This window comes from Cupriavidus sp. SHE, assembly GCF_000812445.1.
Taxonomy (GTDB): domain Bacteria; phylum Pseudomonadota; class Gammaproteobacteria; order Burkholderiales; family Burkholderiaceae; genus Cupriavidus; species Cupriavidus metallidurans.
Map to the genome: position 1 here is coordinate 247,348 of NZ_JWMB01000025.1, position 15,385 is coordinate 262,732.

At 63.1% G+C, this 15,385-nt stretch carries 8 protein-coding genes and 1 pseudogene; 3 read left to right on the forward strand and 6 right to left on the reverse strand.

Translation table 11 applies throughout. The annotated features are described in order from the left end of the window. Positions 1–123: 123 nt before the first annotated feature. The gene (locus RN01_RS14745) at positions 124–1,674 is read right to left on the reverse strand and encodes an acetolactate synthase large subunit (protein WP_017512573.1); all 1,551 of its coding nucleotides are present in this window, start codon (positions 1,672–1,674) and stop codon (positions 124–126) included. Positions 1,675–1,823: 149 nt separating this feature from the next. Here RN01_RS14745 and RN01_RS14750 point away from each other — a divergent pair, with 149 nt between their 5' ends. The 3 genes and pseudogenes from RN01_RS14750 to RN01_RS14765 form a co-directional block, all read left to right on the forward strand. Beyond that, positions 1,824–2,798, forward strand: coding sequence for a LysR family transcriptional regulator (locus RN01_RS14750; protein WP_017512572.1), 975 nt, complete (start codon positions 1,824–1,826; stop codon positions 2,796–2,798). Between the two features lie 481 nt (positions 2,799–3,279). Then, a protein-coding gene (locus tag RN01_RS14760; RefSeq protein ID WP_085960481.1) for an IS3-like element ISRme13 family transposase occupies positions 3,280–4,466 on the forward strand; the annotation gives its coding sequence in 2 pieces (ribosomal slippage) (positions 3,280–3,535 and positions 3,535–4,466; 1,188 coding nt in all). Positions 4,467–4,503: 37 nt separating this feature from the next. Continuing rightward, a pseudogene (locus RN01_RS14765) lies at positions 4,504–5,244 on the forward strand (FAD-dependent oxidoreductase); the annotation flags it as partial. A gap of 71 nt (positions 5,245–5,315) precedes the next feature. Here the strand turns inward: RN01_RS14765 and RN01_RS14770 are convergent. From RN01_RS14770 to RN01_RS14790, 5 genes are all read right to left on the reverse strand, one after another. Further along, complete coding sequence (locus RN01_RS14770; RefSeq protein WP_024570423.1) at positions 5,316–7,502, reverse strand: c-type cytochrome; 2,187 nt, start codon at positions 7,500–7,502, stop codon at positions 5,316–5,318. 294 nt (positions 7,503–7,796) lie between these two features. Further along, entirely contained in the window at positions 7,797–10,247 is a 2,451-nt protein-coding gene (locus RN01_RS14775; RefSeq protein ID WP_024570424.1) for an ATP-binding protein, read from the reverse strand. Positions 10,248–10,262: 15 nt separating this feature from the next. Then, positions 10,263–10,904, reverse strand: coding sequence for a response regulator transcription factor (locus tag RN01_RS14780; RefSeq protein ID WP_024570425.1), 642 nt, complete (start codon positions 10,902–10,904; stop codon positions 10,263–10,265). A 66-nt stretch (positions 10,905–10,970) separates the two neighbouring features. Further along, positions 10,971–13,193 carry a penicillin-binding protein 1A gene (locus RN01_RS14785; protein WP_024570426.1) on the reverse strand — a complete coding sequence of 741 codons (2,223 nt, stop codon included), beginning with the start codon at positions 13,191–13,193 and terminating at the stop codon, positions 10,971–10,973. A gap of 226 nt (positions 13,194–13,419) precedes the next feature. Next, a complete protein-coding gene (locus tag RN01_RS14790) occupies positions 13,420–15,117 on the reverse strand; it encodes a penicillin-binding protein 2 (RefSeq protein WP_223277279.1) in 1,698 nt (565 codons plus the stop codon). Positions 15,118–15,385 lie beyond the last annotated feature (268 nt).

The window sequence follows — 15,385 nt, forward strand, 5'->3', positions numbered from 1 at the left end:
CGATGAAAGGGTGTGGGTCAGCCGGCAACGAGGCCGTTGATCGCTGCTTCCGATTCCGGCTGATACGGTGCTCGTATCGGCAGGTTCGATTCGCCGCCCAGGAATGGCTTCAGCGCATCGCGCTCAGATCAGCGCCTCGATGAGCATCGGCCCGCGGCGCTGTATCGCGGAGGCGAACGCGGCGTCGAAGTCCGTGGCCGAGACCGCGCGGACCGCTTCCACGCCCATGCCCGCGGCCAGTGCCACCCAGTCGAGCGATGGATCTTGCAGATCGAACATCGACGCGGCGCGTGCACCGTCCTGTGACGCGCCAACACGCTTCAGTTCGTTGTTCAGGATCTTGTAGCCCCGGTTCGCGTAGATGACGTTGACGACGTCGATCTGCTCGCGAGCCTGCGTCCACAGCGACTGCACCGTGTACATCGCGCTGCCGTCGCCAAGCAGGTTGACGATCTTGCGGTCCGGGCAGGCGATGCCGGCACCGATCGACAGCGCCATCATGCTGCCGATGGCCCCGCCAGACAGGGTCAGGAAATCGTGCGGCGCGGCCGATTCGGTTAGACCGTAGTACGCCATCGCCATGCCCGATTCCTCGGTGACGATGGCGTGCTCAGGCAGATGCCGGGCCACGCTGCGCATGATCGATTCGGGGGTCAGGGGGCCACTGGCGGGAGGCTCCATGTACTTGCGTACGCTGTGGCCCGCGATCGAACCTGTTGCGCCGAGCACGTCGGCCAGCGCTTCCAGCGCGCCGGTGCCGTCCTCGTGCGCATGGGAGAGCACCGCCAGCCGGCATCCTTCCGGCGTCAGCCAGCTTGGTTTGTCCGGGTAGGCGAAGAAGCTGACCGGCGGCTGCGCGCCGACCAGCACGATCAATTCGGTGCCAGCCAGGAATTCCACGACTTGCTCGGCAAAGTACGGCAGGCGCTCCACGGGTACACGCCCGGCGCCACGCTGCAGGCGCGGGGCGAACGTATCGGAAAGCAGGCGGGCACCGGTCTTCGCAGCGATCTTGCCTGCGGCGTGCAGGGCCCGTTCCCGCAAAGCGTCACCGCGCAGCAGGAACGCCGTTTTCACGCCACGCTGGACGAGTGCGGCGATGTTCGCAATGGTGGTGCCGCTTACCGGCGCCCGACTCGGCAGCGGCAGCGGCAGCGGCGCCGCAACGGTATCGGCCTGGCTCCAGGCGGTATCCGCAGGCAGGATCAGTGTGGCCACCTGGCCGGGTGCCTCCATCGACGCTTGCACGGCGCGCGCGGCGTCGGCGCCAACCGTCAGCGCGCTTGCGGAAGAGTGAATCCATTGCGAGACCGGCCGCGCAAATCCCTGGATATCGGAAGTCAGCGGTGCCTCGTAGCGCGAATGGGACGCTGCATGGTCGCCGACAATGTTGACAATCGGGCTCGATGCCCGCCGCGCGTTGTGCAGGTTGGCCAGGCCATTGGCCAGACCCGGACCCAGATGCAGCAGCGTGGCGGCGGGCTTTCCTGCCATGCGACCGTAGCCGTCGGCTGCGCCAGTGACCACGCCTTCGAACAGGCCAAGGACGGGGCGCATGCCATCCACCGCATCGAGCGCCGCCACGAAATGCATCTCCGACGTGCCCGGATTGCCAAAACACACCTCCACGCCACTCGCCACCAGCGAGCGCAACAGACTTTCCGCACCGTTCATGCTTGACACTCCGAAATCGAACCACCATCGAACCCTCGTCCGCCGCGGTTTTGTAGCAGGGCAACGAGGTTGTGCAACCGAGCACGGGTCGATAGTAGAAACTTCGATTCGATGTAAAAATACAGTCAACTCAGAAACTCTGTTACGTCATGCGTAAGAATCTCGACTATGGATTGCTCCATGCGATGACAGCGTTTCTGCGGGTCGTCGATGCGGGCAGCTTCACGGCCGCCGCTGCTCAGATGGCGCTCACGACGGCGCAGGTTTCGCGGCTGGTTTCCGAACTGGAGAAGCGCCTGCAGGCCAAGCTTCTGCAACGGACAACCCGCAGGCTGGCGCTGACCAGCGTCGGCGAGCGGTATGCTGACCAGTGCCGGAGCATTCTCGATATGGTGGTCGAGGCGGAAAGCGGGGTGGGTGGCGCTCATGTCGAACCGGCCGGCCGGCTCAGGGTGCGTTGCATGGCGGCGTTTGGCGATCGCTATGTGGTGCCGCTTGTGTCGAAGTACTGCGCGATGTATCCGAAGGTGACAGTGGAGTACGGCACGTCGCAATTTGCGCCAGACCTGATTGCCGAAGGCGTGGACGCCAGCGTCTACCTGGCGCAACGGCTCCCCGATTCGAACCTGGTGGCGCAGGCTCTTGGGGAAACCTACGGCTTGCTGTGCGCGGCGCCAACCTATCTGAAGCGGCGCGGCACGCCGAAGTCCGTCGAGGAACTGGCAGCCCATGCCTGTCTGCGCATCGCCAACCCGTCCACGACGCCCGATTGGACGCTGACGGACGGCACACGCAGCTTCACGCTGGACGCGGGCGGCCCACTGGTGGGTGACAACCCTGGCGTTGTTCTCCATGCCGCGAGCAGCGGGCTGGGCATTGCGCTGCTGCCGATCTTCTCGGCCGTGGACCACATCCGCAACGGCGAACTACGCGTCGTACTTCCCGCGTGGCGCTCTCCGGCTATCGGCGTCTACCTGATGATGCCGTCGCGGAAGTTTCTTGAGGCCAAAACGCGCGCGTGGATCGAATTGCTGAAGACCGAACTGCCGACTGCACTGCAGCGAGATGCCGGTCAGCCTGCAGCGGCGACGAAGGCTAAACCGCGTCGATACTCGTCTCGCTGAAATGCTATGGCCGTTCGGGCCCCTGGTGAGCCGAACACAAAGGCCGAAAGCCGGGGCAATAGTGACAACGTGACACATGGGCGCTGAGCCAGCCACCTCCAGGAAGCGGATCGGCCGCAGGTCGGTTGGATCGAGCGCAGTCTGCACCGGCGACGGCCCGCTATCATCCGGACAGACGCCGGTCGCTGCCCTCGGCGCATCCAGGTCAGGGCTTGTGGCTGTCAGAGGTAACTGCCGATCCCTCTCGGACGAAGGCAGCGTAAGGTAGTTCGTCCGTAGTGATCCAATACTCGGTCATTGACTGTGGGTCCCCATGCCTTTGTGAGGAAGGATGAGATGGGATATCTCATTAGGTGGCGTCGTGACTTAAGAAGCGTGAAGGTAGTCCAAATGCAAATGCAACCTTTCGTAGAAACACCATGAGCTTGCCCCCGCAAAACGAATCCCTTGCTGAGGTTAAACTGAAGCAAGGAGAGATGTGATGACAAGCAAGACAAAGCGGGCGCAGTACACGCTGGAATTCAAGCTGGAAGCGGTACGGCTGGTGAAGAGCGGGCAGAGCATGGCAGTGGTTAGCGCGACCCTGGGCATCAGAGCGCAGACGCTGCATAACTGGGTCAAGGCGGAGCGGGAAGGCAAGCTGACTGGTGCGGGTATGAAGCCGGTCAGCCCGGAGCAGATGGAGCTGGCCCGGCTTCGGGCGGAGGTGGCGCGCTTGAAGATGGAGCGCGATATTTTAAAAAAAGCCGCAGCATACTTTGCGAAGGAGTCGGTGTGAGGTATGCGTTCATCGAGCGAAACCGACGTTACTGGCCGGTCTCGGTCCTGTGTGAGCTGTTAGGGGTCAGCCCCAGCGGCTATCACCAGCGCAAGCAACGCACAGTAAGCACCGACAGGCCAGATAGAGGCCGACTCAGTGACGATGCCTTGTTGGCCCACATCAAGGCGATTCACGCCGGGGTCAAGGGGGAGTACGGCTGGCCGCGCATGTGGAAGGAACTGCTGGCGCGTGGGGTGCGGGTGGGCAAGGAGCGTGTTCGCAAGCTGATGGCGCTGCACGGCATCCGTGCCCGCCACAAGCGCAAGTACATCGCGACAACCAACTCGAACCACGATTTGCCGGTGGCCCCCAATCTGCTGCAACGCGACTTTAGCCCAGCAGCACCCAATCAAGTCTGGACGAGCGACATAACCTATGTGGCGACCGCCGAAGGCTGGCTCTACCTGGTGGTCATCATCGACCTGTTCAGCCGGCAGGTGGTTGGCTGGTCGATGCAACCACACATGAAGGCCGAATTGGTCACGGACGCGCTGCGCATGGCCTGGTTCCGGCGCCGCCCGGAAGCCGGTGTGATTGTGCACACCGACCGGGGAAGCCAGTATTGCAGCCATCTGTTTCAAGACGCCCTGAAGGCGTATGGCATGCGCTCGTCAATGAGCCGCAGGGGCGATTGCTGGGACAACGCGCCGACTGAGAGTCTGTGGGGGTCGTTGAAGGTCGCTCGCCTGCACGGTCGCCAGTTCGCTACCCGCCGCGCCGCAATGGACGAGGTAATTGACTGGCTTGGCTTTTATAATGCCAGCCGACTCCACTCGACGCTGGGCTACGTCAGCCCCATGACGTTCGAGAAAAACTGGTCCGCAGCTCAGCAACACCGGGCTGCCTAATTCCCTCGGTTATGGGATTCGTGGAACAGGGGCAAGGTCAGCCTGGCTGGCCAAGCAGGGCGTACGCTTTCATTTCGGGACGCTGGTACGCCACGTGGAAGGCGGCCGCCTCGATACGACGGCGGGCGTGTGCAATGCGCAGCGCGTGATCGTCTGCAGCGGGCACGACTACCAGACGCTGTGCGCCGAGCCGTTGCGCGCACTGCAACCGCAGGTCTGCCGTCTGCAAATGCTGCGCGTGACGCCCGAAGACGGATTCCGCCTCGAACACGCCGTGCTGACCGGGCTGTCGTGCACCCACTATGGGGCTTTTGCAGACCTGGCGACCGCTCGCAGGCTGGCTACGCAGATCGAGCAGCAGCGTCCGGAGTTGCATCGCCATGGCATTCACCTGCTTGTCAGCCCAACGCCATACGGCGATTGGATCGTCGGCGATTCCCACGACTACAGCCAGGATGCGCGCCCGTTCAACGCGGAGTCGGTCGACACGATCATGCTGGATTTGGCGCGCGATACGCTGGGCAGCCGGTTACGCGTGGTCGAACGCTGGCAGGGTGTGTACGGTGCCAAGTGCCATGTACCCGGCAGCGGTGCCTTCTCGGTGACACAAGTCGACGACCGCACCACGGTTGCGCTGATGCACAGCGGTATTGGCATGAGTGTGGGGCCGGCGTTGGCGCATCGACATGTAGCCGCGCTCGTCGACGGCACGGCCCTGCCGCAGTGGACCCCGCAGGCCACTTTGCCCGCCACTTTGCCCGTCTCGACGCCAGCCTGATGCTGCGATAGGAGCATCAGGCGTCGGCGGCCCCAACGCTTTGACGTCGGGGCCGCGCCAGCCAAGAAGCGTTAGTAACGTGCGTCGGCCGGCTTCTTGTCGTTGGGCCAATCCTTGACCTTGGCCGCGAAGTCTGGCCGGGGCATGTGAGTGAAGTACTCGGCGACATCCACGGCTTCCTGATCGGTCAGCCCGCCCTGGCCCAAGGGGAACCCATTGTGGAAAGCGATGGGCATGTTGCGCTTGACGAAGGCCGCTGCCGTATAGGTTCGCGCCATACCCGCACCGATGTTGAAGGACTCGTCACCCCACAGCGGCGGATAGACCCACTTGCCGTTGGCATTCTTGATGCCTTCGCCGCTGTCACCGTGGCATAGCGCGCACTGGACTGCGTAGATCTTCTTGCCGTTTTCCACGTTCGGTACCAGGCGGCGGTCGATCTTGCCGACACCGCGGCCTTCGACCTTGTCCTCTGGCTTGGTCTCGCGTTTCATCCAGTCGAAGTAAGCGACCATCGCCTTGAGTTCCTCGGAGTCGAGCGGCAGCGGCTTGCCGTTCATCGATCGCAGGAAGCAACCGTTGATACGGTCTGCCAGCGTGATGACCCGGCCAGCGCGTGGCGCGTAGCTCGGGAAGAACGCGGACACACCAACATACGGCGAGCCATCTGCGACGGTCCCGGCATTCAGGTGGCAACTCGCGCAGTTCAGCGCATTGCCCACATTCCTGGGCAGCATCTCGTGCGTGTTGATATTCAGCCGGGCACCAAGAACCAGCTGTGTGGCGTTGGACTCCTTCAGGATGTTGGCGATGCGCGGGGTCTCGAACTTGCTGTCGTCAAGCTTACGGACGTCGAGTTGCTTGCGCATGCTCCGCACCGTGGCTGCCGCGATCGGCTTGGCTGTGGCGTTGCCCCAGTTTCTGCGGGTGAAGTTCAGGATCTCGGCAATTTCCTGGTCGCTCAGGCGGGCGAATGCCGGCATGCTCAGGACGCGGGCATTGTCGGCAGTCTGGGCGGAACGCCAGCCCGTCAGCGTGATATGAACGAGCGTCGAGGGGTCGTCGGACATCAGTACCGGGTTGCCCGCAAGCGCCGGGAACACACCTGACACCCCGGCACCATCCGAGCGATGGCAGTCGGTGCAGAACTGCAGGTATCCCAATCCACCGCGCGAGGTATAGAGGTCGGCGGGCGCTCCAGATGCGGTGGCCGGTACAACGTCCGATGCGGCCTTTGACGCGCGCGGCGCGATGGCGGGCGCGGGCCCCTGTGCTACCTGCATCGGCTTGTCGTGCCCCGCAGCCGGTAGCGACTTGAGATAGACGCCGATGGCCTTCAGATCGACATCCGTCATGTACTGGGTACTGTGCTGCACCACGTCGACCATGTTTCCGGACACCGTGCCATGCTGGTTGCGCCCGGTCTTCAGAATCTCGGCGGTGTCCTCAGGCGTCCACAGGCTGCGCAGGCTCAGTGCGCGCCATCCCTCCACGGTCTCTCCCGCGAGGAAATATTTGCCGGTGCTGCCAGCATCGGACATGGTCTTCTCCTGGAAGCCAATGCCGCGAGGCGTATGGCAAGCGCCGCAGTGTCCGAGCCCTTGCACGATATAGGCGCCGCGGTTCCATTCCGCGTCTTGCTTTGCATTGGGCTGGAAGGGCTTTGCGTCCAGGAACAGCCAATTCCAGACTGCCAATCCCCAGCGCTGGTTGAAGGGGAATGACATCCCCAACGGCTGATTGGCTTGGCGAACTGGCTTCACGCCGTGCATCAGGTATGCGTACAGCGCCTGCATGTCCTCCTGCGTGAGCTTGGCATAGGAGGGATACGGCATGGCCGGATACAGGTTGTGGCCGTCGGCGGCCACGCCCTTGCGCATCGCACGGTCGAACTGCGCGAAGCTGTATCGCCCGATCCCGGTTTCGGGGTCGGGTGTGATGTTGGTCGAATGCAGCGTGCCGAATGGCGTCTCCAGCGCAAGCCCGCCTGCCATCGGTCTGGACTTGTCGGTGCCGGTGTGACAGGCGACACAATCGCCCAGCCGCGCTACGTATCGGCCCCGTTCGACTTGCTGCCGAGTCGCGGCATCCAGGCTGGCAGCGTAGTTCGCTGGCAAGTCGTCGATGACCTGGGGATGGGACGCATTTGGCGAGGGTGCGGGCTCGGTTTGTGCCAGGGCATATGTCGCCCCGATGGCCGTCAGCAAGGCCAATCCGCCTTGCAGGGCCTTTCGAATGGTGATCGCGGGAATTCTCATTATTGTATGCGGTAGGAACGGAACCCCATGAGGTTCCGCGTGTTTTATGCCCTTGATGTCCAAAGGGTTTTGTCAGTGCATGGTCGCGCCAACACCCCGCACATGGAGTTGACGTAGATCAATCATTTAGTGATGTGGAAGTAACTCTCGGTAGCGCTTGCCGATCCCGTCTGCGGGCAATCGCTCGCAGTCGTTGTCTGCGCGATCTGGATAGTTCGGTGTCCGCAAGCGCGTCGCGCTAGCCGGATGTCGCGGTGGAGACCGGAAGAGGGCGATCAGCAGCGCTCGCCAGCATCAGACGTCATCTGCCGACTGCCTGAGAATCTCGGATCGAAGGTGTTGAAGGCTCAGGACGATGCCATCCCAGTCGACGTCCTTGTCGAGGCTGGCCTCGATGGACGGGATGTTCTCAGCCAGGTTTGTGAGCTGCGAGGACTGGAGCAGTGTCCCCTTTAGGCGATGGAGATGATGTCTGGCCATGACAGTGTCTCGCGCCCGCGCGGCGGCATCGAGGGCCGCAAGTTCGAGCAGCGCGTATTCCGCCATGGTCTTGGTACGTTCCAAAAGGCTGGAATGGCTGGCGTCGCGTGCGTTGAGTGCGTCGGGAGCAGTCGCCCCGATGGCGCCAGTCGCGTTGCAATCCGGAATCCACAGGTGCAATGTTTCCTGCAATCCCTGCAGATTGATCGGTTTGGCTAGAACGCAATCGATGCCCGCATCCAGCGAACGCAATGCCTGTTCCGGCCCGGCTTCGGCCGTCACGGCGATGATTGGTGTGGGTTGCGAATGCGTCGAGTCCTCCCGGGCGCGCATTTGCTTTGCGACTGTGAAGCCGTCGACGTCCGGCAAGTGAAGGTCCAGCAGAATGGCGGCAAACGATCGAGTCGAGAACAGGTCGATGGCCTGGGCGCCGGATTCCGCAAGCACCGGGTCATACCCAAGCGCGCGCAACTGCTCCATGAGCACCAACTGGTTGGCCGGCGTGTCTTCAACGACCAGAATCGCCCCGGAGACGCTTGCTGCCACCTGTGGCGAGGGGGGCAAGTCGGTTTCGTCGTGTGTGTCGGCAATCGTCGTTTCCAGCGAGAACTCGACCGTCGTACCCTGCCCGAGGGTGCTCCAGATCGAGATGCTTCCCCCCATGGCTTCCACGAGCTTCTTGCAGATGGAGAGGCCAAGGCCACTGCTACCCGTTTGGCGTTGACGGGCGTTCCCCACCTGGCTGAAGGGCTGAAACAGCCTTGGTTGATCCTCCGGCGCGATGCCGATGCCCGTGTCGCTCACGCGGATCGCCAGCGTGACGCGTTCCGACGATCGCTCTGACCGGGACAGCCGGACGTCGACCGTGACGGTACCCTGCTCGGTGAACTTGATCGCATTTGCCACGAGATTGCCCAGCACCTGGCGTATGCGATTACCGTCCAGGTTGATGGTGTGACCGCCAGACTGGTCGTTCAGCTGGAGCGCAATGCCCTTGCGATCGGCGATGGCTTCGAAGCCATCGAGCACCGAGCGGACGAGGTCGTTCACACGCAGCGCCGAGGGCTTCACGAGGATCTTCCCGGTACTGATGCTCGAATAGTCCAGGACGTTATTGAGTACCGCGAGCAACGAGTCGGCGCTTTCTCGAGCCCGATGAAGAAGTTCTCGTCTTGGCGTGTTGTTGTCTTCCCGATCGAGTAACTCCAGCGCGCCCACGACCGCACTAATGGGCGTCCGTATCTCATGGCTCATGATGGCCAGGAACTCGGATTTCACCTTCTCGCTCTTCAAGGCATTGGCGCGGGCACGCATCGCCTGGTAGACGGAAACGCCCAGTGAAATCAGGACGATCAGGAAAAGCACAATCGTGGCGCCGTAGTAGTGCCAGAGTGCCTTGAGCGATGGCTGAAGATAATCGGCGCCCTCCAGCCAGTTCTGATAGAGCTGGTCGGTTTCCCCGGCGCTGAGCGATGCCAGCGCCTGATTCATCAGGGAGAGCAGCGGCGCGGAATCCTGGCGGACAGCCATGCGCAGCACCAGCGGCAGCTCGGCGATGGTCCCCGCGATATGAAGCGTCTTGTCGTACTGCAGCCGGATGAGCGGATGAAGTACCGCGCTCGGCCCGACAGCGGCGGCAGCCTTGCCGTCACGAACCGCCGCCAATGCCATGCTGTCGCTCGGCTCCGGGAGTATCCGCGTGCAAGGCAACGGGTGACCTTCGAACCATTGGTGATAGGCGCCGCCTTCCTTGACGGCTACGGTAATGCAGCCCAGGCTCGACAGATCGAAGTAGTTCTTGTCCCGCGCCTTTGCCACAACCAGTGTCGTGCCAACGTAGTAAGGACGTGTCAGCGCAATCCGTGTTCCGGCGGACTTGGGCAACTGGAAGTCGGGCACGGCGGGCAGCACGTCCACCTCGCCGTCCAGAAGCTTGCGCACGGCTTCCGACCATGACTTCGTGGGCACCAGTTGCACCGTCAGGCCAAGCCGATCGGCAATGGCATGGATATAGGCGATGCTGAGCCCGTGAGCGGCTCCTTTCTCGACATATTCGAGTGGTTGCCAGTAGGGGTCCACCGCGATACGCAGGACGTGGTGCTCCTTTAGCCATGCTTCCTCCGCGGCTCCCCAGGTATCCAGCGCCATGGCGCGGGCGTACGGAACGAAGCCGGCCAGGACAGCCAGGATCAGGAGCAGTGCCCGTTTCATGATGCGTGGGAATTCGGTGCCGACATCGATATCTTCGTCTTGGGTTGCGGACAAGTCGCTGGGCGTAGGTCAGATAAGGTGGCGCACCTTGAACAGGTCGTTGTCGGAGCGGATCCCCAGCTTGCGGAGCGCCGACTGCTTGTGGCCGCTCACCGTCTTCTTGCTGCGCGAGAATTTCGCGGCGATTTCGTTGACCGTCATCCCGTCCAGAAAGCACCTGAGCACCTCGCGTTCCTTTTCGGTCAGCGCGGCGGTGAGGCCCCCCGAGCCCGGCGCGCCTTCCCCCTGTTCCTTGCCGAACACGGAAAGCGAGGCAACCTGGGCTGGGATGTGGCTTGCCCCCCGGAGTATCTTGGCGATAGCCGCCGTGATGTCGGCAATCGAGCCGTTCTTGATGCAGTACCCATCGGCCCCCGCCTTCATTGCCAGGGCGATGGTGACGGGGCTGTCGTGGGCGGATAGAACGAGGATCTTGATGCCCGGATACTGTCGCCGGATCATCCGGATAACGCCAATGCCGTCCGCATCCGAAGGCTCTAGCGCATAGTCGATGATCACCAGATCGGGCGCCTTGTTCCTGAGCGCCTGCACGAAATCCCTGCTGCGGGTGAATGTCCCGAGAATTGCGAATGCAGAGTTCTGCTGCAGTACCCGGACGATACCCTGATGAACAATTTCGTGGTCATCCAGGACCATGATCGAAATGGGCATTTTGCGGTTTCCAAGACGTATCGCAGGCGCTGAATTATAAGCCTTGCAGCAATCGCGCCCGAGGCGTCACACGTTATCGGCGTCTTGCCGGAACCACTCCAGGATCTGCTCGTGCTCGCGTTGCTGCTCGCGTGTCGGGACAGGCGCGGGCTCGGATGCGCAGCGGTATCCCGTCCGGATGAATGCGTGGGAATCGCTCACGCAGGCGGACGAGCGATACTCGCGGTAGATGTAGTCGCCGTTTTCCTCGACAACATCGTCCGGCAACGCTCTGCTGATTGGGGCGCGGTCAGCCGTGGCGTGGCGCATGAAGTCCGTCCAGATCGGCAGTGCAAGCGTCCCACCCGTGACCGCCCCGAGGCTGCGGAACTGGTCATGGCCTACCCATACGGTGGTCGCCAGCCCCGTCGCGTATCCGGCGAACCATGCGTCCCTGGCATCGTTCGAGGTCCCCGTCTTGCCGGCAGCGTCGGCCTTGTCGATACGGGCCGCCGCGCGCCCGGTGCCTTTCCGAACCACATCGCGAAGCAGCGAGTCCATGATGAACGCGTTGCGTGGGGAGATGATCTGTTTGCGCTCGATGTCTCCGGCCGATGTGTAGCGCTCCTGGTCACCGCGCTGCACGATCCGGGCGATCAGGCGCGGCTGCACGAGATAGCCGCCGTTGGAGAAGACGGCGTACGCCTGCGTCAATTGCATCGGCGTCACGCTGCCGGCGCCCAGCGCCAGTGGGAAACTGCCGGGATTCAGGTCTGGCGCGAAGCCGAATCGCAGCGCGAAATCCCGCACGTAATCGATGCCGGAAGCCTGCGTCAGCCCTACCGTCACCAGGTTCTTGGAGCGGACAAGTCCCTCGCGCGCCGTGATGAAGCCGTCGTAGCGGCCGCCGTAGTTCTTGGGCCGCCAGGGCCGGGCACCGGTGACGGTCGAGTCCAGTACCCGCTGACTGTCGTCCACCATGGTTCCCGGAAAGTAGCCTTTTTCGAGAGAGGCGGAGTAGACAAAGGGTTTGAAGCAGGAGCCCGGCTGGCGCAACGCCTGCACGGCGTGATCAAACTTGCCGCGATGGAAGTCATAGCCACCCACCCACGCCACGACATCGCCGCTGACCGAATCGATGGAAACCAGCGCGCCCTCCATGTCGGGCGCTTGCGCGATCTCCCATTTGCCACCCAGGCTTGCCATGGTGACAACCGTGCCGCGCGTCAGCGGCGTCGCGGCATACGCGGGTGCTTGCGCACGAAGGGTCGTGCCATCGCGCGTCTTGACCGTCAGGCGGCCGCCGCGATCGGCCGTGGCGGTGACGACGGCCGTGGTGAGGCCGTCCCGATCCGGATAGTCGTCAAGCCCCGATGCTGGCGCATTGCCGTCGATGGCCACCCGTCCCAGCGGGATATAGCGTCGTCTTTGCTGGGCGCGAAGCAGGCCGTCATGCAGGGCATCATAAGCGGCCGCCTGCGTGGCGGTTTGAATGGTTAGCGTCACGTCGAGGCCATCCCGATAGGCGCGTTCACCGTACTGGTCCACGACCAGTTGGCGTGCGCGCTCCACCGGAAAGGCAAATGCCGGGTCGATGGCATAGCTACGTGGCTTCAGCCGAAGCGGTTCATCCAATGCGGATGCGTACTGTTCGTCGCCCAGATACCCAAGCTCGTGCATGCGCGCGAGGATGTACCGCTGGCGTACGCGGGCACGCTCCGGGTTGACCGTCGGGTTGAATGCGGACGGTGCTTTGGGGAGGCCCGCGAGCAGGGCGGCTTCCGCTGGGGTCAACTGGTCGAGTGACTTGTCGAAATAGATGCTCGCCGCGGCAGCAAATCCGTATGCGCGCTCGCCCAGATAGATCTGGTTCATATAGACCTCAAGCAGCCGTTGCTTGCTGAACTGCTGCTCCAGCTTGAAGGCCAGAAGAACTTCGCGCAGCTTCCGGTCGTAAGTCTTCTCGCTGGACAGGTACAGGCGGCGCGCTACCTGCATGGTGATGGTGCTGGCCCCCTGCGCATGCCGGCCCGATGCGAAGTTGGCCCATGCAGCGCGGAACAATCCCGAGAAGTCCACGCCACCGTGTTCGTAGAACCGCGCATCTTCGATCGCCAGCAGGCTCTGCTGCACGACGATCGGAATTCTGGAGAGTGGAACGATCTCCCGGCGCTCGTCGCCATACTCGGCCAAGAGGATGCCATCCTGAGAATAGATGCGCAGCGGCCTGTCTGGCTTGAACGCGGCAAGGCTATTGACGTCCGGGAGCGAGAGCCATGTCTGATAGACGCGCCAGGCGCCGAAGGCCATTCCCAGCGCGATAAGGAGACCGGCAAGCGCGCCCAGGCAGGTTGCAATCCGGGCCCGTCCGGGAGTGCTGGTGGTTTCCGGCTTTGACTCTGTTGGCATCGCTGAAGGCTGGGCACGCGTGGATCGCCGCGCGCCGGTATGTCCTGAGGGTGGCTGTGTCCATCAGTCTGTCGGACGGTTTTCGGACTGCATACAAGACTGGTCTGGAATTGGCCCGAACCGAAACTCAACGTGCGATGTTGGCCTCGGCCGGTGGGGCATCTGGAACCACATGCCGCAATTGCATGGCACGCGAGACGATTTGCGCGAAGATTGGCGCTGCGACTTTGCCGCCGAAGTGGCTGCCTTCGCTGGGATCCTCGACGCTGACCACGACGGCGATCTCGGGCGCGGACAGGGGTGCCACGCCGGCAAACGACGCGCGGTAGCGCTTCTTGTCGTATCCACGCCCCGGGACGTGCAGGTAGGCCGTGCCGGTCTTGCCGCCGACGCGGTACTCGTTCACGCGGGCTTGTCGGCCTGACCCTCCGGCGCCGGTCACGCGTTCGAGCATGGCCAGCACGGCCTCCGCGGTTGCTGGCGTCAGGACCTGCGTGCCGCGCGTCTCGCTTCCTGCTGGCCGCCGTTCGAGGGTAAGGGGGATAAGCTGGCCGCGATTGCCGATCGCCGCATATGCCTGCGCGATCTGCAGCGCGGAGGCGGTCAGCCCGTATCCATATGCCATGGTCGCCTGGGTAATCGGCGTCATCCCCCGCGCGCTATGCATGCGACCACTACCCAGGCCGGGAAATGGGAAGGAGTCAGCCTTTCGGCCGAAGCCGAGCGCGTGCATGTGCGTCCACAGTTCGTCCGGCGAGAGGCGGGAGACGATCTTCACCATGCCGATGTTGCTCGATTTCTCGATAACACCCGCGACCGATAGCTGGCCGAAGTTCCGAACGTCTGTGATCTTCGCGCCGGCAAAATCGAATCTGCCGTTCGTCTCGATCAACGTGTCTGGTGCAACGCGCTTCAGTTCCAGCGCACCCGCGACGATCAACGGCTTGATGATGCTGCCTGGCTCGAAGGCGTCGATCAGCGCCGCCGCGCGACGTTTGCTGCTATCGGCGTGCCAGCTTGCGGCGGCGAGGATCTCGCCGGTCTTGACGTCAGTGACCACGGCCAGGCTGGATCGAGCCTTCACCGTTTCCGATGCCTGCTGCAGTGCCTGGTATGTGGCGGTTTGCAGCCGCTCATCGATCGACAGATGGATATCGCCGCCGTCCTCGGCCTCGGCAATCACCAGCTGGGAGAGGATATTGCCAAGGCGGTCCTTCTCGACGACGCTCCGCCCGCGCGCGCCTTTCAGCCGGTCATTGAGCGCGAGTTCCAGTCCCTCGATGCCGATGCCGTCAAGATTGACCAGCCCGAGAAGGGCGTCGAAGGGCGGGCCCGATGGATAGACACGCTTGAACTCGCGTACCGTTCCCACGCCCGGCAGCGCAAGCGTCTTGACCTGTTCCAGCGTTGCCGCGTCGGTCTGACGCCTGAGGTACACAAAGCCCCGGTCCGATGCCGATGCCGCCTCGATCTCTGTCAGGGGCATACCGAGTGCCTCCGCAAGCCCCGTGTATTTGTCACTGGAGACCATCTGACGGGGGCTCAAGTAGATGGCGCCGGCCGGGAGGCTCTGTGCGAGCGTATGGCCGTTGCGATCAAGAATCCGCCCGCGCGTCGGCGGAACATCGAGCTGCCGCCTGACGCGTAAATCGCCTTGCTGCTGGTAGAACGCGTTGCCAGGTCCGGCGATCCAGATGGCGCGGATAGCGAGCCCGAGGAAGCAGAGCGTGATCAGGAACACCAGAAAACGGGAGCGACCGGGGTGGAAACTCCCGATGGTGTTCGCGAAGCTCTGGGAATGGGCAATGTAGCGCTTGCTGGGCATCGTCAGCCTGTTGGCAAAGTTGCGGCGGTTGCAAGCAATCGGGCGCAATGAACGCCGGACACATACGTGCGGCTCTCGCCCGCAAATCAGGATCGAACAGGGTACCGACGCGCGGCCGACGGGCGGGCCGGACTAGTCTGGAATTGATGGCTTTTTCGGCGCACGATGGTCGCGCGATGAAACGTGGTCAGAAACGTGGCCAGAAACGAGACCAGTCCGGGCAACGCGGTGGCGTGGGCGGCTTAGCGTTGCAGCTTCAGGCAAACGC